This is a genomic window from Variovorax sp. MPBD4-3 (assembly GCF_058809745.1).
This window is the reverse complement of record NZ_JBXASW010000002.1, coordinates 21,831-45,378: the sequence shown is the minus strand read 5'-3', so window position 1 is coordinate 45,378 and position 23,548 is coordinate 21,831. Positions and strand designations below refer to the sequence as shown.

The window sequence follows — 23,548 nt, the reverse complement described above, 5'->3', positions numbered from 1 at the left end:
CCATGGCGACCAGCAGCATCCTGGGCGGCGAACGCCCGCCCCTCGACCCCAAGGGAACCGACGAAGAAAGCCTGGGCCCCAGCGACTCGAGCGACAGCGGCAGCGATGCCCTGGGCACGGGCGACCACGCGGCCAATGAAGGCGGCGAGGCCGGCTTCGAGGAAGCCACCAACGCGGACATCCTGCCCGACCGGGTGGGCGTCTTTCCCGATGACGCCTTCGAAGCGTCGACCTCCATCGACGACCCCGATGCGGCACGCGCCGACGAGCTTGCGGCCGAAGGCGAGCAGGACGCAGGGGATGAGGGGGACGACAGCGACGCCGAGGAAGTCTGATGGCAGGCCATACGAAGGCGAAGGGCATCCACGGCAGCGTGCGGCAGGTATTGCACGGCGTCTTCGGCCACCGGCATTTGCGCCGCGGCCAGGCCGAGGTGATCGAGCGAGTCATGGCAGGCTTGCCGACACTCGCCGTGATGCCCACGGGCGCGGGCAAGTCGCTGTGCTACCAATTGCCCGCGCTGCTGCTCGAGGGCAAGACAGTGGTGGTGTCGCCGCTCATCGCGCTCATGAAAGACCAGTGCGACCGAATGCGGCAGCTGGGCATCCACGCGGTGCAGGTCAACAGCGCGCTCGGCGCCGAAGAAATTGCGCAGGCCGAGCGCGACATCGCCGACGGCAGCGCGCGCATCGTGCTGACGACGCCCGAGCGGCTGGCGGAGCCCGATTTCCTCCGGCGCATGGGTGCGCATCCGACGGCGCTGGTCGTCGTGGACGAGGCGCATTGCATTTCGCAGTGGGGGCACGACTTTCGCCCCGCCTTCCTGGAGATCGGCCCGTCCATCAAGGCGCTGCGCAGCCCGGCCGTGCTGGCGCTGACGGCCACGGCCGGCGAAGAGGTGGTCGCCGACGTGATGAAGCAGCTGGGCATTCCCCGCACGGGCCTGGTCGATACGGGCGCCTACCGCGACAACCTGCAGTTTGCGGTCGAGCAGCTGGCCGACGAGGACGAGCGTTTGCGCCGCACCGTCGAGCTGGTGGCGCAGGAGACAGGCAGCGGCATCGTGTATGCCGCGACGGTGAAGGCCGCCCAGCGCATCTTCGATGCGCTGAAGGCACGCGACGTGGCCGCGGCGCTCTATCACGGCAAGCTCGGTTCGCGCGAGCGCACCGCTGCGCAGGAGGCCTTCATGGCGGGCGAGGTGCGGGTCATGGTGGCCACCAATGCGTTCGGCATGGGCATCGACAAGCCCGACATCCGCTTCGTGCTGCATGGCCAGATGCCCTCGAGCCTGCATGCGTACTACCAGGAAGCCGGACGCGCCGGGCGCGACGGCGAGCGCGCACGCTGCACCCTGCTCTTCCACGCCAAGGACCGGACGGTGCAGCAGTTCTTTCTTGCCGGCAAGTATCCGCAGCTCGAGGACCTCGACGCGATCCACCGGCAATTGCTGGCGTCACCGCCCGATCCCGCGGGCTGGACGGCCGTCCGCCTGCTCGATGCGCTGGAGCAGCCACGCACCCGGCTGCAGGCCGGCATCGCGCTGCTCAAGCAGGCACAGGTGCTCAGGGCCGACCGGCGCGCACGCCTGTCGGTGCGCAAGACCGAGATCACCGACGCCGACCTGCGCGACTTGCTCGAGACCTACACGCAGCGGCGCGTGCAGGACCGCGAGACGCTCGAACGCATGGTGGCGTACGCGCAGTCCGGCCAGTGCCGATGGCAGATGCTGCTGGGCGATCTGGACGAGTCCGCGCGCATGCGGCGCTGCGGCACGTGCGACAACTGCCGGCGCATTGCCGCGCATGAGGCGGCCATGGCCCAACCCATCGTCGTGAGCGCCGGCAACGCGCAACAGGCCTCGCCGGCGCTGTCGGCCTTTTGCGCCGGCGACGCCGTGAAGGTCCGGCGCTTCGGCCGGGGCACCGTGGTGGCGTCGGACGGCAGCTCGGTCACGGTGGGGTTCGACGATGGAAGCGAACGCTGCTTTCATCCGGACTATGTGACGGCCCTGCGCCGGTCAGTGGCGCGCGCCGCCGCCGCCGTGCGGAAGTCGCTGCCGGCATGCGCGCAGGCGGCCTGACGCCGGCCACTTCACCAGGAGATCAGGGGTGAACGGTGCAGCCAGGCGTCGCTGTTCACCTGGTCCAGCACGAAGCGCGCGGCGTCCGCCCTTGCGATGGTTCCCCCATGGAAGCCGGAGAGATCCGTGAAGGCACGCACCACCGGTCCGGAGGCCTTGTCGTTGAGCACCGACGGCCGCACCAGCACCCAGTCCAGCCCGCTTTGCCGCACCAGCGCTTCCTGCCGGTTCTTGTCGTCGTAGACCTTGCGCAACAGCGCGGGAAAGATCAGCCGGTCGAAGAAGAAGCCGCCGTGCCCGGCGCTGTCCCCGGCACCCATGCCGGTGATGCAGACAAGCCGCCTGACGCTTTCCGCGCGCATGGCGCCGACAAGGGCACGCGTCGCGGCGGAGAGCAGGGTCACCTCCCGCAGCGGGCTGGCCGGCGTGCCCAGCGCGCTGACGACGGCATCCCTGCCCTCGAGGGCGGTGCGCAACGCCCGTTCGTCGCGGGCGTCCCCGAAAGTGAGCGTTGCGCCCTCCAGCCCGGTCGCCTTCTCGGGCGAGCGCACCAGCGCGTGGACGTCATGCCCGCGTGCCAGCGCCTGCTGGACGATCAGCCGGCCCGTGCCGCCGGTGGCGCCGAGCACCAGGACGCTCCGGCGGCGGCCCTGGTCCGCGGCGTCGCGCATCGCCTGCTCGCGGCCAGGCACCTTCTCGGTGGCGGATGGATAGATCATGGTGGGATCCTTTCGTGTGCGTGGCTGGGCCGGCGCGGCGCTCAGGCCGCCGCGCAGACCTCGGAAGCGAAATCGCGGTACGAGCGCAGGGGACGCCCCAGCAGCGCAGTGAGGCGCTCCACGTCGCCGGCCTCGGGGATCATTCCCTCCGACAGGAAGCGTTCGCTCATGAGGCGCATGTCGTAGGCCATCCAGCCCGGCATGAAGTTCAGCAGGTTCTTCTCGAAGGCGGCCGTGTCGTCGCCGCCGTAGGCAATCGGGCGACCCGACACGGCCGACCACAGGCCGGCGACATCGGCGCCCGTCAGCGTGTCGGGGCCCACCAGGTTGATGCGCTGCAGCGGCAGCGGTTGCGACGCGTCGCGCCGCAGCAGTTCGATGGCGGCGATCTGCGCGATGTCGCGCGTGTCGATCATCGCGAGCCCCTTGCCGCCGACCGGCATCGGATAGACGCCATGCCCGAGCACGACATCCTTGACCGTGAGGTCGTTCTGCATGAAGTAAGCCGGGCGCAGGATGGTGGCGCCGAAGCCCATCTGCTCGAGCATGCGCTCCACGCCGAACTTGCCCGCGAAATGGGGAACGTTGAGGTACTTGTCGCTGTGGATCACCGACAGGTAGACGACGCGCGCGATCCCCGCCTCGCGCGCCAGGTTGAGCGTGACGAGTGCCTGCGTGAATTCGTCGGGCACGACGCCGTTGAGCAGGAACAGAGTCGACACCCCCGCCAGGGCGCGGCGTGTTGCCTGCACGTCCAGCAGGTCGCCCTGCACGACCTCCACGCCGGCCGGGAACGCGACCTTGGAAGGATTGCGCACGAGCGCACGCACCGCGGCACCGCGGTCGACGAGATGTTGGACGACCTGGCGGCCGATGGCGCCGCTGGCGCCGGTGATGAGGATGGTCACGGAAGAACTCCGGTTCGTTGAAGGAGCCTCGATCTTCAAAGTTCCATCGATGGACCGATAGCCCATATATTTGGACACCTCGTCTCACTGCTGGAACACATGGACTTCCTCGCCCTCACCGACTTCAACCTGGTGGCGCGTCACGGCGGCTTCGGGCGCGCGGCCCGGGAATCCGGGCGGCCCAAGGCGACCCTGTCGCGCCGCGTCGCCGACCTGGAAAGCGCGCTCGAGCTGCGGCTGTTCGAGAGGGGCGCGCGCACCCTGAAGCTCACCGAGGAAGGCCGCGCCCTCCACGAGCGGACATCGGTATTGCTGACCGAACTCGACGAAACCGCGGCGCAGATCGCCTCTGGCGGCGGAGCGCCGCGCGGCAGGCTGAGGGTGAGCGCGCCGCTGCTCTTCTCGCAAGCCGCGATGGGCAAGCTCGCCGCCGGCTTCGCCCTGAAATACAGGAACGTGCACCTGGAGGTCACCACCGAGGACCGGCCGGTCGACATGGTGGAAGAGGGTTACGACCTGGTGATCCGCGTGAACCCGGACCCCGATGCGCGGCTGGTGGGCCGTATCTTCCTGCGTGACCGGCTCGTCGTGGTGGCGAGCCCGGCGCTCGCCCGCCCGAAAGGCACCGCGGCCGCCCCGGCCGTGGTGCGCGCGGGCGGGGCGGCGGCCTCGCATTCGAGCTGGGAGGTGGCCGCCGCGTCCGGCAGGCGGCGCATCGCCGTGGAACCTGTGCTGCGCCTGTCTTCGTTGTTCATGGTTCGCGACGCTGTCAGGGCGGGCGTGGGAACGGCGCAGCTGCCGCTGTCGCTGGTCGCTCACGACCTGAGCGCCGGCAGGCTGGTGCACTGGGGCGATGTCGAAGGGCCCGAGATTGCACTGTGGGTGCTCTATCCGTCGCGCAGGCTGCTGAGCCCGCGCGTTTCAGCATTCCTGGACTTCCTGAACGAGGCATTTCCCGCCGGCACGCCCGACGAGCTGGCGTCCTTCATCGATTGAGGCCCGGGCACGGCGGCGTCGCGGTGCGACGAGAGAGTCAGACCTCCTTCAGCGACGAAAGCTTCACCGGTCCGTCCTGGCTGGCGAAGGTCGGAGCGCCGCCTTCGGCGTTCTGTTGCTGCTGGCTCACGCCGGTGATGCGGTGCCCCTCCGTGTCGTACTGCCTGACCGTGCCATTCTGTTTCACGATCAGCCGCCGCTGCTGCGCGAAGAAGGCGTAGCTCACGCCGTTCTGGCTGCCGGTGCTCGAGGGGTCGGACAGGCCGCCGGGCCACCAGCTGCTGTCCGGCGGCTCCATCGGCTTCATGGGGGCCATGTTCTTCATGGGCTTCATGGGCTTCATCGGTTCCATTTCGCTCTCCTGCTTCATGTCGACAACTTGTCGAGATGCCATTGGGCAGTTCGCGGCTCGCACCGTGTGTCGGGGCGCATGTGGAACGCCTGTAGGTGGGCCCGCTTCGGCGCCTCTTGCGGGCGGGCTGCATGAAGGCCGCCTACAGCCCCGCCGCTTGTCGCCTGACGCGGCCCCCTTGACCGTGAATCTATCTTGCGGATTCACATCGTCGATTCCACCAAAACAGCAACACCATTGAGGGCCCCACCATGATCGGCATCGTCATCCCGGCGCACAACGAAGAGCAGGTCATTCGCGATTGCCTGGCGGCCACGCGGCTGGCCGCGCGACATCCGGCACTCATGGGCGAGCCGGTGGAAACGATCGTGGTGCTCGACGACTGCACCGACGCGACCGGCGTGCTGGCCGCGAACGCCGGTGCCGCGACCGTGAGCGTGCGAGCGCGCAACGTGGGCCTGGCCCGCGCCGTGGGCGCGCAGGTCATGCTGTCGCGCGCGGCGAGATGGCTGGCCTTCACCGACGCGGACACCCTGGTTTCCGAAGAGTGGCTGGCCAGCCAGCTGTCGTTGCAGGCCGACGTGGTCTGCGGCACGGTGTGCGTGCAGGACTGGTCTCCCCACGGGTGCCATGCCGATCTGCTGCAGGCGCACTTCCAGCAGACGTATTTCGATCGCGAGGACCACCGCCATGTGCACGGCGCGAACCTCGGCGTGTCTGCCGAGGCCTACCGCAGCGTGGGCGGCTTCAGGCACCTGGCATGCAGCGAAGACGCCGAGCTCGTCGATGCGCTGGTCAAGGCGGGTCGGCGCGTCGCGTGGAGTTCGCGGCCCCGCGTGGTGACCAGCGCGCGTACCGATGCGCGGGCGCCGGGCGGATTCGCGGGCGCGTTGCTGAACGCCGTGGCGCAGCGCATCGCCGAGGTCACGACGGCTCCGTTGCTGGCGCCGCCTGCCGCGACCGTCTGAACGGCACCGTCGCGCACGGACCATGCCTGTCACTGCGTTCCTCGTCGAGGACAACCAAGTCATTCGAGACAACCTCATTCCGACCATCGAGAGCTTGTCCGCAGCCCGCGTGGCCGGCATTGCCGAGACCGAAGAAGAAGCGATGGCGTGGCTCGACGCACACGATGGGCACTGGGACGTCGCCGTCGTGGACCTCTTCCTGCGTGAAGGCTCGGGCCTCAACGTGGTCGACCGCTGCCGGGCACGGCTGCCGCACCAGCGGGTCGTCATCTTCTCGAACTATGCGACCGAGGAAGTCCGTCGCCGCGCGCTGCTGCTGGGAGCGGATGCGGTCTTCGACAAATCGACCGAGATCGACGGACTGCTGGATTTTCTCGAGCAGTTGAACAGGCTCTAGCGCTCGGCGCCCTCGCGCCCTTGCCGGCTTGAACGATGGCATGCTCACTGCCCATGAGCCATACGGATCGAATTCTTTGCGCTTTGTTGGCTGTGTGCGCGCTGTCGGGCTGCGACGTGTCTACGGCACCGGCCGCACCGCCGGCGCTGAGCCCCGAAGCCGTCTTCACGCGTGACGCGCCCGCCGAGCAGGTGTTCCAAGGCCGCCTCGCCGGCGCGCCCGCGCATTTCCTGGTCCATGACTGCGAGGTGTTCCAGGTCGAATACCGCGCGGGCCGCGAGGTCCGTTGGACAAGCGTCCTCAAGCCCGACCCCTATCCGTTCTGGACCTCCTGCGAACGGCAGTCGCTGTCTTTCGACGGCACCGCATTGACCGCGACGCTCGGGCGCCGGGCCTTCGGTGCCGGTGGCTGCTGCGCCACAGGCGGCACCTATCGCACGGTCGACGGCCGCAGCTGGAAGAAAGTCTGAGCCGGTCCACCGTCACACCATCCCAAAAACATCCATAGACCATCCATATGGATGGTGGTAGGATGGCGCATGTCACTGACGACCTCGCCCAAACTCCCTCTCGCCAAAGCCCCCGAGTCCGAGAAGATCACCATCAACATGGGCTTCGTGGACCTCGGCCACATCGATCTGCTGGTGGCCGAGGGCTTCTACTCGAATCGCACGGATTTCATCCGCACGGCGATCCGCACCCACCTGGCGTCGCATGCCGACGCGCTGCGCCAGGCGGTGTCGAGAAAGACGCTGGTGCTGGGCTTGCAAAGCTTCTCGGCGGCGGATCTCGAGGCCGTGCGCGCCGCGGGCGAGATGCTGCAGATCCGCGTGCTCGGCCTGGCCGTGATCGCGCCGGACGTAACCCCCGCACTGGCCCTGGCGACCATCGAATCGCTGACCGTGCTCGGCGCATTCCACGCTCCACCCGCGGTGAAAGCCGCGCTGGCGGGACGTGTCCATTGACCTCACCGGTACCTCACGGGCCCACACCATGAATCCACTTTTCTCCGGCCTGATGAACGAAGCCGCCGAGCTCACGCGCACCGGGCAGCTGGCCAAGGCCACCGAAGCCATCCAGCGCGCGCTGCGCGGGGAAGCGAACGCGCGACCCGCAGCGCCAGCGACGGGGCTCGACGCCGCCGACGTGATCGATGTCGAGGCGCGAGTGATCGAGCGCGAGCGGCCTGCACACACCCCGCCGCCGCGCGAGGAGCAAGGCGAAGCGGACGTATGGACCCGAGCCTCTTTCGCACACAAGGGCCGAAGCATCGACTACATGCTCTTCGTGCCGAAGCGCGCCGCCGGCGAAGCCGCCACGCCGCGCCCGGTGGTGCTGATGCTGCACGGCTGCACGCAGTCGGCGGCCGACTTCGCAGCCGGCACGCGAATGAACGAGCACGCACGCGGCAGCGGCGCGATCGTTGTCTACGCCGAGCAGACGCAACGCGCGCACGGCCAGAAGTGCTGGAACTGGTTCAAGACACCGCACCAGCAGCGCGGGCGCGGCGAGCCGGAGCTACTGGCCGCGCTCACGCAGCACGTCGTCGCGCAGCAGGACGCGGACCGCCTGCGCGTGTACGTCGCCGGCCTGTCGGCGGGCGGTGCCATGGCCGACATCCTCGGGCATTGCTACCCGGACATCTATGCGGCCATCGGCGTGCACTCGGGCCTGCCGCATGGCGCGGCGCACGACATGATGAGCGCGCTGAACGCCATGCGCTCGGGGCCCGCGGCCAGCGGGTCCGGTCCCGACATGTCCTCGCCGCCGACCATTGTTTTTCATGGCGACGCCGACACCACGGTGCATGCGAGCAACGGCCTGGCCATCGTGGCGGGCGCGGCGCCCGGGGCGGTCGACGAAGGCCGTTCGCCGGCAGGCCGGCGCTACACCCGCACGCTCTACGCCGCATCGCCCGGTCGCGGGCAGGCGGAGCATTGGCGCCTGCACGGCGCGGGCCACGCCTGGTCGGGGGGCAGTGCGCAAGGCAGCTACACGCAGCCCGACGGCGTCGATGCAAGCCGGGAGATGCTGCGCTTCTTCCTCGGCCAGCGGCTGGCGCGGTAGCAGCCGCGACCGAAAGACGCCAGACTGCCCATGAAAAATGCCCTCCGGGCTCAAGCCGGGAGGGCATTTTTCGGGGGCCGCTGCAGGCTATTTACACAGCGTGCAGGCGAATCCCCGATGTCGCTGAAACAAATCAGCTCTTCATGGCCTTGATGTCGGCCTTGGCCTTGTCGTGATCGGCCTTGGCCTGGTTCACGCAGGCGCTCTTGGCATCGCCGGACTGGTCGTCGCACTTTTCCTTGGCCACTTCGTAGTTCATGGTGGCGGTCTCTTCGGCGACCTTCTTGGCGTGGCTGGCGCTCGGCTTGTAGTCCTGCTCCAGTTGGGCCTTGGCGACGTTTTCAGTGCCCTTAGCTTCCTTCATGCACACGTCCTTGGCGTTGTCCTTCAACGCGTCGCACTTGGCCTTGGCCACCTTGTAGTCGGCCGAGATCTTTTCCTTGGCGACCTTGTATTGATCCTTCGTCATGCCGTCGGCTGCGTTGGCAGCGGTCATGGCGAAGCAGGAAGAAGCGATGGCGAGAACGAGAAGATGTTTTTTCATGGGAATGTCCCTCACGGAGTTGATTGATCTGCGGAGTGCACTGTGCGTCTCCGGTGAAATCAATGTAGGAAATCGGAAAGACCTTCCGGGTAGGACGACGCCTTCAAGCGGGCTAGGTCGTTGCCATTCGCGCGCGCAGGCAGGAAGTGCACATGGGCCTGCCGCCATCTCCCGCAGCCTCAGATGAACGGCACGCCGCCCGTGACCGGTATGGTCGCGCCCGAGATGTAGCTCGCCTGGTCGGAGGCCAGCAGCACATACACGGCCTGCAGCTCCGCCGGCTGGCCGGGACGCTTCATCGGCGTCTGCTTGCCGAACTCCTTGACCTTCTCCGGCGGCATGGTGGAGGGAATCAGCGGCGTCCAGAAGGGCCCCGGCGCCACGCAATTCACGCGGATGCCCTTTTCCGCGAGCAACTGCGCCATGCCGCCCGACATGTTCTGGATGGCGCCCTTGGTCGCGGCGTAGGCGACGAGCGTGGCATTGGGCTTGTCCGCGTTGACCGACGCGGTGCTGATGATCGCGCTGCCCGGCCGCATGTGCGCCGAGGCAGCCTTGCAAAGGAAGAAGTTGGCGTAGACGTTGGTGCGGAAGGTGCGGTCGAACTCTTCGGCCGTGATCTCACCCAGGTCCTTGTGGCTCATCTGGAACGCGGCGTTGTTCACGAGCACGTCGAGCTTGCCGAAGCGCTCGATGGCGGTCGCGACGAGCCGGTTGCAATGCGCCTCCTCGCAGATGTCGCCGGGCACGGCCACGCACACCCGGCCTTCGCGCTCGATGAGCTGCTTGCACACCTGTGCGTCGGATTCTTCGTCGGCCAGGTACGAGATCAGCACGTCGGCGCCCTCCCGCGCGAAGGCAAGCGCCACGGCACGGCCGATGCCGCTGTCACCACCGGTGATCAGCGCAGCCTTGCCCTGCAGCTTGCCGCTGCCGACATAGGAAGACTCGCCGAAGTCGGGCCGCGGCTCCATCTTCGACTCGAGTCCGGGCGGCGATTGTTCGGGTGTGTGGAAAGGCGGTCGGGGACCGGCGTGCAGTGGATCCGTCATGGTGTGCTCCTTCGGGGGGTGTGAATCAGGCGTGTCTGCCGTTCAAATTACCCGCCGAGGAACACGCTGCCGTCGGACAAACGCCCGACCTGATGCGCTCGATTCCGAGCGCCCGTCAGCCGCGCCCGGATGCGGTCCAGCGCGCCAGATAGGGGGCGGTGCGGCCCTGCGTGCTCTTTGCAACGTCGCCTGGCGTTCCGCTGGCGACGATGCGCCCCCCTTCCCCGCCGGCCCCGGGCCCCATGTCGATCACCCAGTCGCAGCCCGCGACCAGGCGCATCTCGTGCTCGATCACGATCACGGTGTTGCCCGCATCCACGAGGCTGTTGAGCTGCGCGGTCAGCTTGTCGACGTCGGCGGGATGCAAGCCCGTGGTCGGCTCGTCCAGCACATAGAGCGCATCGCCGCGTTGCGCCCGCTGCAGTTCGGTGGCGAGCTTGATGCGCTGCGCCTCGCCGCCCGACAATTCCGTGGCGGGCTGCCCCAGCCGCAGGTAGCCCAGTCCGATGGACCTCAGCAATTGCAGCGGCCGCTCGATGGCAGCGTCGGCTTCGAAGAAGGCGTATGCCTCTTCCACCGTCATCCCCAGCACATCGGCGATGGTGCGCCCGCGCAGGCGCACGCTCAATGTCTGCGCGTTGAAGCGCGAGCCGTGGCAGGCCGGGCAAGGCGCGTACACGCTGGGCATGAACAGCAGTTCGACGCTGACGAAGCCCTCGCCCTCGCAGGTCGGGCATCGGCCCTTGGCCACGTTGAACGAAAACCGCCCGGCGTCGAAACGACGCGCCTTCGCGGCGCGGGTGGCGGCAAACAGCTTGCGCACATGGTCGAAGAGCCCGGTGTAGGTCGCCAGGTTGGAACGCGGCGTGCGGCCGATGGGTTTCTGGTCGACGCGCACCAGCCGCCGGATTCCCTCCATGCCCTGCACGATGCGTCCACCCGTGCGGCCCGCGACCGCCGGTTCGTCCCCCTGCTCTTCCTCGGCCGGCGGCGGCTCATGGCCCAGATGCGCGGCCACCAGTTCGACCAGCGCCTGGCTGACCAGGCTGGATTTGCCGGAGCCCGACACGCCGGTCACGGCGCTCAGCACACCGAGCGGGAATGCCGCCGCCACGCCCGACAGGTTGTTGCGCGTGACGCCCTCCAGCTTCAGCCATCCCTTCGGCGTGCGCGACGCCCGCGCGGGCGCCGACTGCGCCGAGAACAGGTAACGGGCCGTGTGCGATTGCGCCACGTGGCGAAGGCCCTCGGGCGGCCCGCTGTAGAGCACGACGCCGCCCTCTTCTCCCGCGCCCGGCCCCACATCCACCAGCCAGTCGGCGCGCCGCATCAGGTCGAGGTCGTGCTCGACCACGAAGAGCGAATTGCCCGATCGCTTGAGCGTTTCGAGCGCGAGCACCAGCGCCTCGCCGTCCGCGGGATGCAGGCCGGCCGAGGGCTCGTCGAGCACATACACGACGCCGAAGAGGTTGGAGCGGATCTGCGTGGCCAGCCGAAGGCGCTGCAGTTCGCCGGGCGAGAGCGTCGGCGTGCTGCGGTCGAGCGACAGGTAGCCCAGCCCCAGCTCGAGCAGCGTGGTCACGCGCTCGAGCATCTCGTGGGCGATGCGCTGTGCGGCCATGCGCTTTTCCTGCGACTGGTTGGGCGTGCGCCGCACGTCGGGTGCGCCCGCATGGCTGCCCGCGCCCGCACCGGCCGTGCGAAGCGCGGCGCGCCGGACCGGCCCCGGAGCCGCGGCACCGGCGGCGTCGCCGAGTGCCACGGGCCGCAGCACATCCGCGAACCGATGCAGCGGCATGCGCGCGATCTCGCCGATGTCATGGCCCGCGAAGCGTACCGACAGGGCCTCCTGCTTGAGCCGCTTGCCATGGCACTGGGGGCAATCGCCACCCACCATGAAGCGCGCGACGCGGTTCTTCATCAACGCGCTGTGGGTGGTCGCGAAGGTGTGCAGCACATACTTTCGCGCCCCCATGAAGGTGCCCTGGTAGCTCGGCTCCATCTTGCTGCGCAGGGCGGCGCGCGTCTCGGCCGGCGTGAAGCCCGCATACACCGGCACCGTGGGCTGCACCTCGGTGAAGAGGATCCAGTCGCGCGTCTTTTTCGGCAGCTCGCGCCAGGGCTTGTCGACGTCGATGCCCATCGTCACCAGAATGTCGCGCAGGTTCTGCCCGTGCCACGCGGGCGGCCAGGCGGCGATCGCGCGTTCGCGGATGGTGAGCGTGTCGTCGGGCACCATCGACTGCTCGGTGACCTCGAAGACACGGCCCAGGCCGTGGCAGGTCGGGCAGGCGCCTTGCGGCGTGTTCGGGGAGAAATCTTCCGCGTACAGCATGGGTTGCCGCGCGGGGTAGTCGCCCGCCCGCGAATAGAGCATGCGCAGCAGGCTCGACAGCGTCGTGACGCTGCCCACTGACGAGCGGGCGCCCGGCGTGCCGCGCTGCTGCTGCAGGGCCACCGCCGGCGGCAGGCCGTCGATGGCATCGACCGCGGGCACGCCCACCTGGTCGATCAGCCGGCGCGCATACGGTGCGACCGATTCGAAATAGCGCCGCTGCGCTTCGGCATAGAGCGTGCCGAAGGCGAGCGATGACTTGCCCGAGCCCGAGATGCCGCTGAAGACCACCAGCGCGTCGCGCGGGATGTCGACATCCACGTTGCGCAGATTGTGTTCACGCGCGCCGCGCACGCGAACGAACCGGTCAGGGGCGAATTTTGGATCCGGCATGGTTGCGCTTCAGGGCAGGCTGCGCGCCTGGCCCGGATGCCGCTTTGCCGCGGTCTCGCAGTAGCTCAGGAACTCGTTGATCTCGGCGGCCTTGTCGAAGACCGCGTCCGCACCGAGCCGCAGGCAGGCGGTGCGGTTGCCAGGCGACGCCGCATTGGTCAATGCCACCACCGCGCCCCTTCGCGCGCATTGCGCCAGTGCGGAGAGCACGCCGAGCCCCGATCCCTGCGTGAGGAACAGATCCACCACCAGCAGGTGCCAGCCGCCTTCGTTCGCCTGGAGCCAGGCCACGGCTTCGGCTTCGGAACGCGCCGCGCCGATGACCTCCGCGCGCAGGAAACCCTCGATCACGACCTTGAGGCTTTCCTGAATGACAGGCTCGTCCTCCACCAGGAAAACGGCGAACTTCATGATCGCTGCTCCGCAAGATTCTGCTCGTCGATCGAGTGGCGCTCCTTGCAGGCGACAGAGTTGCGCGCACGTGCTGCAAGCCGCACGTAGAACTCCGCGACCTCGCGCAGGTCCTGCTCGTCCAGGTCTTCGATGCCGATCATGCGATTGCTCGCGACCTTGCTCGCTGCCAGCAGTTCGTTGAGCTTGAGATGCAGCGCGACGCTGTCCTTGTTCTGGCTCTGCTGAATGAGGAAGACCATCAGGAAGGTCACGATGGTCGTGCCCGTGTTGATCACCAGCTGCCAGTTCTCCGAAAAGTGGAACAGCGGGCCGACGAGTGCCCACAACAGCACCGCCAAGAGCGCCATGCAGAACGCCAGCGGCGTGCCCGCCCAGCGCGTCACCCGGCTGGCGAAGTGGTCGAAGGCGGACAGCACGCGCGACCGACGGGCATACGAAGCGCTGGCGGTGTCGGGCATCGAGCCGACGGGATCGTCGGCGGACTGCCAATCTGATGAGGTCATGTCGGGCATACGTTCGGGCTCCGGTCAACATGCGACAAAGCCGCCCGAAGGGCGGCTCGCTTTGCCGGCAAGGGAAGCGGGCAGGAAAAAGACGTCCCTCAGGCCATGACCGACATCTCGGCCATCAATTCCTCCTTGCGGGCGGCGAGTTCGTCGCGCATCGCCACCAGGTCGAGTTTGCGCGCCACCCTCGCTTTCGGGAAGAGTTCGTTGCGTTCTTCCTTCACATGGTGGTCGATGTACTCGCCCAGGACCTTGACCTTCGCGTCGAACATGTCGTCCACCTCGCCTGCTTCCTGGATCTGGGCGATCAGGTCTTTCGCACCCGCGTGCTCGACCTCCGCTTCATCCAGAAGATCCGTCTCCTTGATCGCCGCGCGAGCCGCGGGATAGAAGATTTCTTCCTCGATCTGCGCATGCACCGTGAGCTCCATGCAGATCTGCATTGCGAGGTCGCGGCGCTTGTCGCGCGCGGAAGCGGCTCTTGACTTGGTGAGCTCCTCATAGGCGGCGAACATCTTCTTGACGTTCCTGTGGTCTGCATCGAGCAGGGAGCATGCATCGGGTTGGGCGCGCTTGGTGGTCATCGGGGGTCTCCGTGGGTTGGTTCATCGAACGATCGCGATGCGTTGAAAGCAGGCTCGTAGGACCTCTTCCCGATCCGGAGTCGGTCTCGCCGAAACCGTGCGCAGCACCGCCGAGAGCGGCTTCGCCTTCGTCAGGCATTCGCAGACGGGCTCAGCCGGATCGGAATGGCCTTGGAAGCGGGCACCTTGCTGTGCTCGGCGTGGTGCGCCAGCGGCACGAGCGGATTGCATTCGGGGTAGTAGCCGCCCGCGCAACCCGCCGGGATGTCGCAGGGCGTGACGCGCAGCCCCCGGACGCTTCGCGCATGGCCGTCATCGACGGCCGTGTGCACGTCCACGCTGTCGCCTTCCGCGAAGCCGAGCCGCCGGATGTCGTCGTGGTTCATCAGCAGCACGCGGCGCGTGCCGTAGACGCCGCGGAAGCGGTCGTCCAGGCTGTAGATCGTGGTGTTGAACTGGTCGTCGCTGCGCAGCGTCATGAGCCGCAGCACCTCGGGACCGGTCTCGGGCGTGTCCGGATCGGCGCGCAGGTTGCCATAGCCCTTGAAGCAGGCCTTGCCGTTGGGTGTCTTCCACACGCGCTCCTTGGCGGGCAGCGGCCGCGGGAAGCCCCCTGGCGCCTTCAGGCGCTCATTGAAGTCGTGAAAGATCTCCGGGAAAGCCTGCGCGATGTGGTCGCGCACCAGGGCATAGTCTGCCACCCAGCCGTCCCACGGGACCTTCGGGTTCGGTGGCAGGCTGGCCTTGGCAATGCCGGCGACGATGGCGGGTTCCGACAGCAGCGTGGCCGCCGCCGGCTCCGCAACGCCCCGGGAAGCGTGCATCACGCCGGTCGAATCCTCCATCGCCACGGTCTGCTCGCCGCTTTCCTGGCGGTCGACCTCGATGCGGCCCCGGCAAGGCAGGAGGTACGACACCTTCCCATGCACCAGGTGGCTGCGGTTGAGCTTGGTGGCCACCTGCACGGTCAACTGCAGGTTGCGCCATGCCGGCTCCAGCCGGTCGGAATCGGGCACCGCGCGCACGAAGTTGCCGCCCAGCCCGATGAAGGCGCGAACCTGTCCCTTGAACACGCCCTCGCAGGTCTCCACCGTGTTCAGGCCCTTTTCGCGCGGCGGTTCGAAGCCGTACATCGTCGCCAGCCTGTCCAGGGGGGCCAGTTCCGGCTTCTCGGTGATGCCCACGGTCCTTTGCCCCTGCACGTTCGAATGGCCGCGCACGGGACAGATGCCGGCGCCCGGCCGACCGATGTGTCCGCCGAGCAGCAGCAGGTTGGAAACCATCTGCACGTTCTCCACGCCCTTGCGGTGCTGCGTGAGGCCCATGCCGTAGATGCCGATCACCGCCTTCGCGCCGGCGAAGGTGGCGGCCGCGGCTTCGAGCGCTTCGCGCGACAGCCCGGACTCCGACTCGATGTCGTCCCAGCCTGCTTCGCGCAGGAAGGCCGCGAAGGTGTCGAAGCCGTCGGTGTGCTCGGCGATGAACGCCGCGTCCAGCACGCGCGCCCGGCCCGACGCCAGGGCGTCGTCGTCGGCCGCGACCAGCGCCTTGCACATGCCGGTGAGCGCGGCGAGATCGCCGCCGTTCTTCACCTGCAGGTACTGGGTGCTGATCTGGGTGTTCGCCGGCGTGAGCATCTCGGTGGGCGACTGCGGGTTCACGAACTCCACGAGCCCTCGCTCGCGCAGCGGATTGAACGTGACGATCGGCACGCCACGCTTGCGCGCGTCCTGCAGCTGGTGGAGCATGCGCGGACTGCTCACGCCCGTGTTGTGGCCGAAGATGAAGATCGCATCGCACAGCTCGAAGTCGTCCAGCCGGACCGTGCCCACGGGCACGCCGATGGTCGCGGGCAAGGCCACCGAGGTACTTTCATGGCACATGTTCGAGCTGTCGGGCAGGTTGTTGTTGCCGTACAGGCGTGCGAGTAACTGATACATGTAGCTGGCCTCCAGCGAGGCCCGGCCCGAGGCATAGAAAACCACCGATGCGGGATCCTGTGCATGCAGGGCACGCATCTCGGCGCCGATGCCTTCGAAGGCCTCCTGCCAGCCGATCTCCAGGTACCGGTCGGAATCGGCATCCCATTTCATCGGCACCGTCAGGCGGCCCTGCGCTTCCAGGTCGTGATCGCTCCATGCCAGCAGGCTGCTCACCGTGTGCTCGAGGAAGAACGATGCGGGCGCACGCTTGGCGGTGAGCTCCCACGCCGTGGCCTTGGCACCGTTCTCGCAGAATTCCGCCGGACGCGGATGCTCGGGCTTGGCCCACGCGCAACTCACGCAGGCGAACCCGCCGGGCTTATTCTGCTTCCAGAGCGCTTCCGCGCCGACGATGGGAATTCGCTCGCGCAGCAGGTAGGTGCTCACGGCCTTCAGGGAACCCCAGCCGCCCGCTGAGTGGGTATAGGGTTCGAATCGCGTGCTGTCTGTCACTGACGGTTCCAAGAAGAACAAGAGTGCCGCAACCGTATACCGTTGCCGGCTGCTGCCTGTAGGCCGCCGCCGAGCGCGCCTGTGCGTCTACAGGGGGTGTCGGCCAGCCCGCAGGTCCGCGCTGCAAGCGTTGTCACCGCCCGGGAGGATGCCTTGTCCCACGCACGTGCAACCGGCGCGGGATGAAGATCCGCTATTTCTTCCCTGGGGGAGCGCCACGATGAAGATCGCCACTTTCAACGTCAACGGCATCGGAAGCCGCCTGGAACGCCTTCTGGAGTGGCTGGCGCAATCCCGGCCCGACGTCGCCTGCCTGCAGGAGCTCAAGTCGCCGGACGAGAAGCTGCCGCTGGAGGCGATCCGCAGCGCAGGCTACGGCGTGGTCGCCCATGGGCAGCGTGCGTGGAACGGCGTGGCCATCCTCGCGCGCGGATGCGAGCCGATCGAAACGGGACGCGGCCTGCCGGGCATGGACGACGATCCGCAGAGCCGCTATGTCGAAGCGGTGGTCCACGGCGTGGTGGTGGGCTGCCTCTACCTGCCCAATGGCAACCCGCAGCCCGGGCCGAAGTTCGACTACAAGCTGCAGTGGTTCGAGGCGTTCAACCGGCATGCGAAGAAGCTCTTCTCCAGCGGCATGCCCGTCGTGCTGGCGGGCGACTACAACGTGGTGCCCACCGATGCCGACATCTACAACCCCGCGTCCTGGCGCGAGGACGCGCTGCTGCAGCCGGAGAGCCGGCTGGCTTTCGCGCGGCTGATGAAGCAGGGATGGACGGACGCCATCCGCGCCTGCCACCCCGACCGCGTGCCCTACACGTTCTGGACGTACTGGCGCAACCGCTACCCAAGGGATGCCGGTCTGCGCATCGACCACCTGCTGCTGAACGCGGAACTGGCGCCCATGCTGCGCGCGGCCGGGGTCGACCGCGACGTGCGGGGACGTCCCGGCGCGAGCGACCACGCGCCCGCCTGGATCGAGCTCGACCTGCCTGCGGCCTGACCGCCGGCCGAGGGCGCTGCACCCCGGGGTGCTGAAGGAAATGGCTGACGCCGCCGCCGGCTTGCGCGTGTTAAGAAATCAGTCCCCGCATCCGACGCGCGTCGTGCGCGTCGCGACAACTGTTTACACACCTCTTCCCCACGAGGACGCACATGCCAATCACCATCAACGGGTCGACAGCCGAGCTGCCCGACGACCCACGGGTCTCGCTGCTGGATTTCCTGCGCGAGCACCAACATCTGTTCGGCGCCAAGAAGGGCTGCGACCAGGGTGCCTGCGGCGCCTGCACCGTGCTCGTCGACGGCGAACGCGTGCTGTCATGCCTGACGCTGGCGGTGCAGTGCCAGGGCAAGTCCGTCACCACCATCGAGGGCCTCGCGCCGGACTCAGGCATGCATCCGTTGCAGGAGGCCTTCGTCGCGCATGACGGCTTCCAGTGCGGCTACTGCACGCCCGGGCAGATCTGTTCGGCCGTGGGCATGGTGCAGGAACTCCGCCGCGGCGTTCCCAGCCACGTGACCGCCGATCTGCGCACGCCGGCCATTGCGCTCACCCACGACGAACTGCGTGAACGCATGAGCGGCAACCTCTGCCGCTGTGGCGCGTACAACGGCATCGCCGCGGCGATCGCCGAAGAATTCGAGAGGGCGCCCACATGACTCCCTTCACCTATGGCAGGGCGCAGAACGTGGACGATGCGCTCGAGCTCGGCGCCCGGCCCGGCGCCAAGTACCTCGGCGGCGGCACGAACCTGGTCGACCTGATGCGCGAGACCATCGAGCGCCCCGTCGCGCTGGTCGATGTGACGCAGCTCGATCACGAGATCGAAGAGCGCGCCGACGGCAGCCTGCTGATCGGCGCGGCCACCCGCAACACCGCCCTCGCCTCGCACCCGGCGGTGCGAGCGCGCTACCCGGTGCTGGCACGGGCCATCACCGCCGGCGCATCCGCGCAGATCCGCAACATGGCGACGGTGGGCGGCAACATGCTGCAGCGCACGCGCTGCGCGTACTTCTACGACGACGACGGCGGCTCGCGCTGCAACAAGCGCCATCCCGGGCAGGGGTGCGACGCGGCCGAGGGCATCAACCGCTATCACGCCATCCTGGGAGCCTCGCCGAGCTGCGTCGCCACGCATCCGTCCGACATGTGCGTGGCGCTCGCAGCGCTGGGTGCCGTGGTGCACCTGCGCAACGCCGAAGGCGAACGCGCGCTGCCATTCACCGACCTGCATCGCCTGCCCGGCGATCAGCCCGAGCTCGAAACGCAGCTCAGGCCCGGTGAACTCATCACCGCCGTGGAGCTGCCCGCGCTGGCCTTCGGCGCGCGCTCGACCTACCGCAAGGTGCGCGACCGCGCCAGCTATGCCTTTGCGCTGGTGTCGGTGGCGGCAGCCCTGGAACTGGACGGCGACACCGTCAAGGACGTGCGCATCGCCCTCGGCGGTGTCGCGCACAAACCCTGGCGCGCCTGGAAGGCGGAAGACGCGCTGCGCGGGCAGCCAGCGACCGCCGAGGCATTCCGAGCCGCCGCGCAGGCGGAACTCGCCCAGGCGCAGCCCCTGCGCCACAACGGATTCAAGGTCGAACTCGCCCGGCGAACGATCGCGGCAGTGCTTGCCGAACTCAAGGAGATGAAAGCATGAGCATCATCCAGGAGACCGTCCAGGCGGTCATGAAGAAAGCCATCGAGGCCGCGCCCGACGCGTGGATGCCCGGCGGCACGCCGGACCCGCTGATCGCGCGCGCGCAAGGCCTTGTCGGTGCGCCGGTCTCGCGCCTGGACGGGCCGCTCAAGGTGCAGGGACAGGCGCGGTTCGCGGCCGAGTTCCCTCTGGAAGGGATGCTCTACGCCGCGCTGGTCTACAGCACGGTCGCGCGCGGGCGCATTGCCACGCTCGACACGGCCGCCGCCGAGGCGTCGCCCGGCGTGGAGCTCGTCATGAGCCACGGAAACGCACCGCGCATGAAGCCCATGCCGCTGTTCATGTCCAAGGACAAGGCCGCCGGCGGCGACGACCTGCCCATCCTGCAGGACGATCAGGTCCACTGGAACGGCCAGCCCATCGCCGTCGTGCTCGCCCGGACGCAGGAGCAAGCCGATCACGCCGCGTCGCTGGTGCACGTGGTCTATGACCGCGAGCCGGCCACGACCGCGTTCGCGGCTGCGAAGGCCAAGGGGACGAAGCCCGGCACCTTCCAGGGCGAGCCGCTGAAGATGGAGATCGGCGACGCCGAGGCGGCGCTGGCTGCCGCCGCGCACCGGGTCGACGTCACGTATGCCACGCCGCGCCACAACCACAACGCCATCGAGCTGCACGCGGCGACCGTCGCCTGGAAGGGCGACGAACTGTTCATCCATGACGCGTCGCAGGCCGTGGCGCACATGGCGTGGTCCATGGCGGAGATCTTCGGGATCGACGAGAAGCAGGTGCACGTGACCTCGCAGTTCGTGGGCGGCGGCTTCGGCGGCAAGACCCTCTGGCGCCACCAGGTGCTGGCGGCGGCGGCTTCCAAGCTCGCCGGGCGGCCGGTGCGCATCATGCTATCGCGCGAAGGGGTCTATCGCGTCGTGGGCGGGCGAACCAACACCGAGCAGCGCGTGGCCATCGGCGCACAGGCGGACGGACGCTTCGACGCGCTGATCCACACCGGCGTCGTGACCATGACCGAGCACAACAACATGCCGGAGCCGTTCGTGCTGCCGGCACGCTCGGCCTACGCGGCGGGCAGCTTCAAGCTCGACGTCGAGGTGGCGACGCTCGACATGCTGGCCAACACCTTCATGCGCGCGCCCGGCGAGGCGGTGGGCACCTTCGCGCTGGAAAGCGCCATCGACGAGCTGGCCCACGCCATGAAGATGGACCCGATCGAGCTGCGCATCCGCAACGAGCCCGAGAAGGATCCGACCACGGGCGTGCCCTTCTCGTCCCGGCACATCGTCGAGGCGTACCGCGCGGGCGCGCAGCGCTTCGGCTGGAACCGGCGCAACGCGACGCCGGCGGCACGCCGCGACGGCGAGTGGCTGATCGGCATGGGCTGCGCCACCGCCACGTATCCGTACTACCGGATGCCGGGCGGCGCGGCCCGCATCACGCTCTCGCGCGACGGCCACGCGACGGTGGAGATCGCCGCGCATGAAATGGGCATGGGCACCGCCACGGCGCAGACGCAGGTCACCGCCGAGCGGCTCGGGCTGTCCATGGATCAGGTCCGGTTCTGCCACGGCGACTCGGCCTTCCCCGGGGTGGTGCTTGCGGGCGGTTCGCAGCAGACCGCGTCGATCGGCAGCGCCGTCATGGCGGCGCAGCACGAACTGTTCGCCGCACTGCTGAAGCTCTGCGGCAAGGAATCGCCCCTGCACGGCCTGCAGCCGGACGAGGTCATCGGGCGCGATGGGGGCCTGGCAAAAGCCGACGACCCTGCCCGGTTCGAGCGCTATGCGGCCATCCTGGCGCGCGCCGGCCGCGACACGCTGGCGGTCGAGGCCGACGCGCCCAGGCCGCTGGAGGTGCAGCACTGGTCGATGCATTCGCACGGTGCCATGTTCTGCGAAGTGCGGGTGAACGAGGTGACGGGCGAGACGCGCGTGTCCCGCTTCCTGGGCTCGTTCGACTGCGGCCGCATCGTCAACGCCAAGACCGCGGCCAGCCAGTTCCGCGGCGGCATCGTCATGGGCCTGGGACTCGCGCTGATGGAAGAGACCCAGTTCGACGAACGCAACGGCCGCATCATGAATCCCAGCCTCAGCGACTACCACGTGCCGGTGCACATGGACGTGCCGCAGATCGATGTGATGTGGACCGACATCCCTGACCCGCACTCGCCCATGGGCGCGCGCGGCGTCGGCGAGATCGGCATCACCGGGGTCGGCGCCGCCGTGGCCAACGCGGTGTTCAACGCGTGCGGCAAGCGTGTCCGCACCCTGCCCATCACCCTGGACAAGCTGATGGGCTGAGGGTGCCAGCCCGCCCCGCCGAGAAGCCCCGCTCATGACCGCGGCGACCTGGGACCTGCTGGTCGGCGCCTTGCTGATCCTGATGGCGCTGTCCGGCACCTTGCTCAAGACGCTGCCCATCAGCGCGGCCGCGCTCTACATGGGCCTGGGCTTTGCGGTGGGGCCCGGCGGCTTCGACCTTTTGAAGCTGGGCATCAAGGCGGATGCGGCGCTGATCGAAACCATCACCGAAGTCGCGGTGCTGGTTTCGCTCTTCGCAGTCGGCCTTCGGCTGCGCATCCGCCTGCGGTTGTCGAGCTGGGTCCAGCCGGTCCTGCTCGCCAGCGTGGGCATGGTCGTCACGATCATGCTGATGACGCTCGCTGGGCTGGCACTGAAGCTGTCGCTGGGCGCCGCGCTGCTGCTCGCGGCCATCCTGGCTCCCACGGACCCGGTGCTGGCGTCCGACGTGCAGGTCAGGCATGAGAACGACCGGGACGACCTGCGATTCGGGCTCACCGCCGAAGGCGGCCTGAACGACGGCGCGGCCTTTCCGTTCGTGATGCTCGCGCTGGGGCTGAGCGGCGCGCACGACCTGGGAACCGCGGGGCTGCGCTGGCTCGGGCTGGATGTCCTGTGGGCGATCGGCGGGGGCCTGGCGCTGGGATGGACCTGCGGCGCCGCGTTCACCCGGCTCGTGCTGTTCCTCCAGACGGAAAAAAAGCAGGCGCTCGGCATGGAGAGCTTTCTTGCGCTGGGCCTCATCGCGCTGACCTACGGCATCGCCCTGCACGCCGCGGTCTACGGCTTCCTGGCCGTCTTCGTTGCCGGCCTGAGCATGCGCAATGTCGAGCGCCAGGTGGAAAGCGAGGCCGCGCTTGCCAGCCGGTCGAAGGCGCGTCCCCAGGCGAAGGTGGACGCCGTCGCGCAGGCCAGGACGGCGGACGACATGACGCGCGACGTGCTCGAGTTCGCCAAGGAACTGGAGAAATTCGTGGAGCTCGCGGCCATGCTGGTGATCGGATGCCTGCTGCGGGTCGAGATGCTGACGGCGAGGAACGTGCTGATTGCCGGTGTGCTGATCGCGGTGGCCCGCCCGGTCGCCATCTACATCTCCACGGCCAAAGGCAGCTGGACGGCGTCGCAGCGACGGCTGGGCGCATGGTTCGGCATCCGCGGGGTGGGCTCCATCTATTACCTCGCCTATGCGTCGACGCACGGCGCACGCCCGTCGGAAATCGGCGCCATCGGCGAAGCCGTGCTGGTCACCGTGGCCGTGTCCGTGATCGTGCACGGCATATCGGCCACGCCGCTCATGAACCTCTATCAGGCGGCGACGCAACGCAGAGGCTGAGACGGCGACGTGCGGCACGCCATCTCGGCACCCCATCTCGGCATGTCTTCCGACAGAACTTGCGCGGGAGCGGATCTAAATTCTTCGCCGTTGCGTCGCCGTGCCTTGCGCCCGGACGAGCACGCCAGGACAGACGCAGGCCCGACCACAGACACATCCATGATTTCCGCCTATTTCCCGCCGCCCCCGACACGACCCGCGCTTCGCGCACACCGCGACAACGCCGCACCGCGCGCGGCCGCCGCTACCGACGCGGCGTGCGCCGGTTCATTCAGCGAGTCGGAGCGCCACCCCGGCGGGTGGGAGTTCCGCTACCAGCTGGTGCCGTCGCTCGAGAAATTCACGGGCTCGGCGCAGATCCACTGCCAGGGCCAGTCGCATGGCGAACTCGCCATCTTCGAGCCCCAGGCCAACGCGCTCGCCTCGATGGACCTGCTGCGCGAGCAATGCCTGGCCTGGATCGAGGCTCGCGCAGCGGGCGCCGCCGACCGCTAGGCGCGGG

Annotated in this window: 24 protein-coding genes; 14 read left to right on the top strand and 10 right to left on the bottom strand. The window is 68.4% G+C overall.

Annotated features, from left to right (window positions below):
• Positions 1-2 precede the first annotated feature (2 nt).
• Together AC1RVW_RS01290 and AC1RVW_RS01285 are read left to right on the top strand one after the other, a co-directional pair.
• Positions 3-335 carry a hypothetical protein gene (locus AC1RVW_RS01290; RefSeq protein WP_493197570.1) on the top strand — a complete coding sequence of 111 codons (333 nt, stop codon included), beginning with the start codon at positions 3-5 and terminating at the stop codon, positions 333-335.
• On the top strand, positions 335-2,083 hold the full coding sequence (locus tag AC1RVW_RS01285) for a RecQ family ATP-dependent DNA helicase (RefSeq protein ID WP_493197568.1): 1,749 nt from the start codon (positions 335-337) through the stop codon (positions 2,081-2,083). Before AC1RVW_RS01290 ends, AC1RVW_RS01285 begins: the two co-directional genes overlap by 1 nt.
• Positions 2,084-2,094: 11 nt before the next feature.
• Here the strand turns inward: AC1RVW_RS01285 and AC1RVW_RS01280 are convergent, their stop codons facing one another.
• Both AC1RVW_RS01280 and AC1RVW_RS01275 read right to left on the bottom strand, forming a co-directional pair.
• Positions 2,095-2,802, bottom strand: coding sequence for an NAD(P)-dependent oxidoreductase (locus AC1RVW_RS01280; RefSeq protein WP_493197566.1), 708 nt, complete (start codon positions 2,800-2,802; stop codon positions 2,095-2,097).
• 41 nt (positions 2,803-2,843) lie between these two features.
• Positions 2,844-3,710 carry an SDR family oxidoreductase gene (locus tag AC1RVW_RS01275; RefSeq protein ID WP_493197564.1) on the bottom strand — a complete coding sequence of 289 codons (867 nt, stop codon included), beginning with the start codon at positions 3,708-3,710 and terminating at the stop codon, positions 2,844-2,846.
• A 99-nt stretch (positions 3,711-3,809) separates the two neighbouring features.
• Between AC1RVW_RS01275 and AC1RVW_RS01270 the strand changes: the two genes are divergently transcribed.
• Positions 3,810-4,706 (top strand): LysR family transcriptional regulator, encoded by an 897-nt coding sequence (locus AC1RVW_RS01270; protein ID WP_493197562.1) that lies wholly within the window; start codon positions 3,810-3,812, stop codon positions 4,704-4,706.
• Positions 4,707-4,743: 37 nt separating this feature from the next.
• Here AC1RVW_RS01270 and AC1RVW_RS01265 read toward each other — a convergent pair whose 3' ends face one another.
• The gene (locus AC1RVW_RS01265) at positions 4,744-5,058 is read right to left on the bottom strand and encodes a hypothetical protein (protein WP_493197560.1); all 315 of its coding nucleotides are present in this window, start codon (positions 5,056-5,058) and stop codon (positions 4,744-4,746) included.
• Between the two features lie 251 nt (positions 5,059-5,309).
• Between AC1RVW_RS01265 and AC1RVW_RS01260 the strand changes: the two genes are divergently transcribed.
• The 5 genes from AC1RVW_RS01260 (at position 5,310) to AC1RVW_RS01240 (ending at position 8,490) form a co-directional block, all read left to right on the top strand.
• On the top strand, positions 5,310-6,026 hold the full coding sequence (locus AC1RVW_RS01260; protein ID WP_081271022.1) for a glycosyltransferase family 2 protein: 717 nt from the start codon (positions 5,310-5,312) through the stop codon (positions 6,024-6,026).
• Between the two features lie 22 nt (positions 6,027-6,048).
• Positions 6,049-6,423, top strand: a complete 375-nt coding sequence (locus tag AC1RVW_RS01255) for a response regulator (protein WP_409196392.1) — start codon at positions 6,049-6,051, stop codon at positions 6,421-6,423.
• Positions 6,424-6,476: 53 nt separating this feature from the next.
• A complete protein-coding gene (locus tag AC1RVW_RS01250) occupies positions 6,477-6,893 on the top strand; it encodes a hypothetical protein (protein ID WP_409196391.1) in 417 nt (138 codons plus the stop codon).
• A gap of 69 nt (positions 6,894-6,962) precedes the next feature.
• Positions 6,963-7,388, top strand: coding sequence for a CopG family transcriptional regulator (locus AC1RVW_RS01245; RefSeq protein WP_409196390.1), 426 nt, complete (start codon positions 6,963-6,965; stop codon positions 7,386-7,388).
• 28 nt (positions 7,389-7,416) lie between these two features.
• Positions 7,417-8,490 carry an extracellular catalytic domain type 1 short-chain-length polyhydroxyalkanoate depolymerase gene (locus AC1RVW_RS01240; protein WP_493197558.1) on the top strand — a complete coding sequence of 358 codons (1,074 nt, stop codon included), beginning with the start codon at positions 7,417-7,419 and terminating at the stop codon, positions 8,488-8,490.
• Between the two features lie 133 nt (positions 8,491-8,623).
• Here AC1RVW_RS01240 and AC1RVW_RS01235 read toward each other — a convergent pair whose 3' ends face one another.
• The 7 genes from AC1RVW_RS01235 to AC1RVW_RS01205 all read right to left on the bottom strand — a co-directional run bounded on the left by AC1RVW_RS01235 (position 8,624) and on the right by AC1RVW_RS01205 (position 16,753).
• Positions 8,624-9,034, bottom strand: a complete 411-nt coding sequence (locus tag AC1RVW_RS01235) for a hypothetical protein (RefSeq protein ID WP_081271026.1) — start codon at positions 9,032-9,034, stop codon at positions 8,624-8,626.
• A 179-nt stretch (positions 9,035-9,213) separates the two neighbouring features.
• Positions 9,214-10,086: a glucose 1-dehydrogenase gene (locus tag AC1RVW_RS01230; RefSeq protein ID WP_106937920.1), complete on the bottom strand. Its 873-nt coding sequence runs from the start codon at positions 10,084-10,086 to the stop codon at positions 9,214-9,216.
• A 115-nt stretch (positions 10,087-10,201) separates the two neighbouring features.
• On the bottom strand, positions 10,202-12,814 hold the full coding sequence (locus tag AC1RVW_RS01225) for an excinuclease ABC subunit UvrA (RefSeq protein ID WP_493197556.1): 2,613 nt from the start codon (positions 12,812-12,814) through the stop codon (positions 10,202-10,204).
• A gap of 9 nt (positions 12,815-12,823) precedes the next feature.
• Positions 12,824-13,225, bottom strand: a complete 402-nt coding sequence (locus AC1RVW_RS01220; RefSeq protein ID WP_081271029.1) for a response regulator — start codon at positions 13,223-13,225, stop codon at positions 12,824-12,826.
• Complete coding sequence (locus AC1RVW_RS01215; RefSeq protein WP_155742663.1) at positions 13,222-13,731, bottom strand: low affinity iron permease family protein; 510 nt, start codon at positions 13,729-13,731, stop codon at positions 13,222-13,224. The genes AC1RVW_RS01220 and AC1RVW_RS01215 overlap by 4 nt, the downstream gene beginning before the upstream one ends.
• 98 nt (positions 13,732-13,829) lie before the next feature.
• Positions 13,830-14,318: a hemerythrin domain-containing protein gene (locus tag AC1RVW_RS01210; RefSeq protein ID WP_493197554.1), complete on the bottom strand. Its 489-nt coding sequence runs from the start codon at positions 14,316-14,318 to the stop codon at positions 13,830-13,832.
• A 131-nt stretch (positions 14,319-14,449) separates the two neighbouring features.
• Complete coding sequence (locus tag AC1RVW_RS01205) at positions 14,450-16,753, bottom strand: FdhF/YdeP family oxidoreductase (protein WP_493197552.1); 2,304 nt, start codon at positions 16,751-16,753, stop codon at positions 14,450-14,452.
• Between the two features lie 220 nt (positions 16,754-16,973).
• Between AC1RVW_RS01205 and AC1RVW_RS01200 the strand changes: the two genes are divergently transcribed.
• The 6 genes from AC1RVW_RS01200 to AC1RVW_RS01175 all read left to right on the top strand — a co-directional run bounded on the left by AC1RVW_RS01200 (position 16,974) and on the right by AC1RVW_RS01175 (position 23,541).
• The gene (locus AC1RVW_RS01200; RefSeq protein ID WP_493197550.1) at positions 16,974-17,756 is read left to right on the top strand and encodes an exodeoxyribonuclease III; all 783 of its coding nucleotides are present in this window, start codon (positions 16,974-16,976) and stop codon (positions 17,754-17,756) included.
• A gap of 152 nt (positions 17,757-17,908) precedes the next feature.
• Positions 17,909-18,415: a 2Fe-2S iron-sulfur cluster-binding protein gene (locus AC1RVW_RS01195; RefSeq protein ID WP_493197549.1), complete on the top strand. Its 507-nt coding sequence runs from the start codon at positions 17,909-17,911 to the stop codon at positions 18,413-18,415.
• Positions 18,412-19,401: an FAD binding domain-containing protein gene (locus AC1RVW_RS01190; RefSeq protein ID WP_493197547.1), complete on the top strand. Its 990-nt coding sequence runs from the start codon at positions 18,412-18,414 to the stop codon at positions 19,399-19,401. Before AC1RVW_RS01195 ends, AC1RVW_RS01190 begins: the two co-directional genes overlap by 4 nt.
• Positions 19,398-21,713, top strand: a complete 2,316-nt coding sequence (locus AC1RVW_RS01185; RefSeq protein WP_493197545.1) for a xanthine dehydrogenase family protein molybdopterin-binding subunit — start codon at positions 19,398-19,400, stop codon at positions 21,711-21,713. Before AC1RVW_RS01190 ends, AC1RVW_RS01185 begins: the two co-directional genes overlap by 4 nt.
• A gap of 34 nt (positions 21,714-21,747) precedes the next feature.
• Positions 21,748-23,046: a cation:proton antiporter gene (locus AC1RVW_RS01180; RefSeq protein WP_493197543.1), complete on the top strand. Its 1,299-nt coding sequence runs from the start codon at positions 21,748-21,750 to the stop codon at positions 23,044-23,046.
• Positions 23,047-23,205: 159 nt separating this feature from the next.
• Positions 23,206-23,541: a hypothetical protein gene (locus tag AC1RVW_RS01175; RefSeq protein WP_493197541.1), complete on the top strand. Its 336-nt coding sequence runs from the start codon at positions 23,206-23,208 to the stop codon at positions 23,539-23,541.
• Positions 23,542-23,548: the final 7 nt, after the last annotated feature.